The organism is Pseudoalteromonas sp. 2CM28B, from assembly GCF_023161935.1.
The window spans coordinates 1-1,226 of sequence record NZ_JALNTH010000095.1 but is presented as its reverse complement, the minus strand read 5'-3'; the positions used below and the strand labels follow the sequence as shown (position 1 = coordinate 1,226).

Annotated in this window: 1 protein-coding gene; it reads right to left on the bottom strand. The window is 40.8% G+C overall.

Annotation, left to right across the window (positions count from 1 at the left end; translation table 11 throughout):
- Positions 1 to 115: 115 nt before the first annotated feature.
- A protein-coding gene (locus tag MTN96_RS36765) for an IS3 family transposase (protein WP_248534832.1) occupies positions 116 to 1,226 on the bottom strand; the annotation gives its coding sequence in 2 pieces (ribosomal slippage) (positions 116 to 1,029 and positions 1,029 to 1,226; 1,112 coding nt annotated over the 2 pieces). This gene is flagged as partial in the annotation.

Below are 1,226 nucleotides of genomic sequence, written 5' to 3'. Positions count from 1 at the left end.
TAAAATAATAGCTTTAGAATCAATTACAAATTGAATTAACTAGAACTCCATACTATCAACTCAGGAAAGAAGGCTATGTGTAGACATTAGCTATATATACTAGGATTTGTAGTGGTCAACTAATTTTGGCCACAGTTTTAGAATCTTGGTATCTAACCTCAGATTCATTTGGCGCTAAACCAGCATTATAATGATGTGGCCTAACGTTGTTGTAATATCCGTTGATATAATCACTCACACTATATTTAGCATCTTTAAAGTTTTCGTATCCAACCTTTGGCATCCACTCCGTTTTAAAGCTTCTAAAAAATCGCTCCATTGGCGCATTATCCCAACAATTTCCGCGCCTGCTCATACTTTGTGTAATTTTATAGCGCCATAAACGTTGACGATATTTTAAACTTGTATAATGACTACCTTGGTCTGAATGAAACATCAGTCCTGTCGGTTTTCCTCTACTTTCATACGCGAGTTCAAGTGCTTTTAGCGTTAAATTAGTATCTGGCGACAACGACATGGCCCAACCAACGACTTTACGTGCAAATAAATCAATAACAACGGCTAAATAAGCCCAGCGATTACCTACCCAAATATACGTCACATCACCGCACCACACGGTATCTGGCTCAACAACATCAAACTGCCTATCTAGCAAATTTGGGATTTCAAGATGCTCATTACCACCCCTTTTATATTGATGTTGTGGTACTTGGCAGCTCTCTAGTTTTAGTTTAATCATGAGCTTAGCGGCGCGATAACGGCTTAATTCAAAACCGTTATTCGTTGCAATTGCTGCGATTGTCCGTGCCCCAGCTGAGCCACCGCTCATTGCATGTATTGCTTTAACTTCAGCCTCTAGCCTTACTTGCTCTGGCGTCGGCGTTGTATCCCGTACAGCCCAATATTTATAGCTGCTACGATGCACATTGAACACGTTACACAGCACGCTAATTGGGTAACGCTCTCGTTGATTTAGCTTCTCAATTAACGAGAATTGTTCAGGGAGTCGGACATCAAGAGAGCGGTAGCCTTTTTTAATATATCCTTTTCTAATTCAATGCGTTGGATTTGCTTTTTAAGTTCGCGGATTTCAATTTGTTCGGGCGTCATTGGTGAAGCAGATGGTGTCTGGCCATTCCGCTCTTGCTTTAATTGAGTAACCCACTTACTGACGGTTGATTTACCCACCCCCATCGCTTTGGCTGCTTCTTCTTGAGTATAACTTT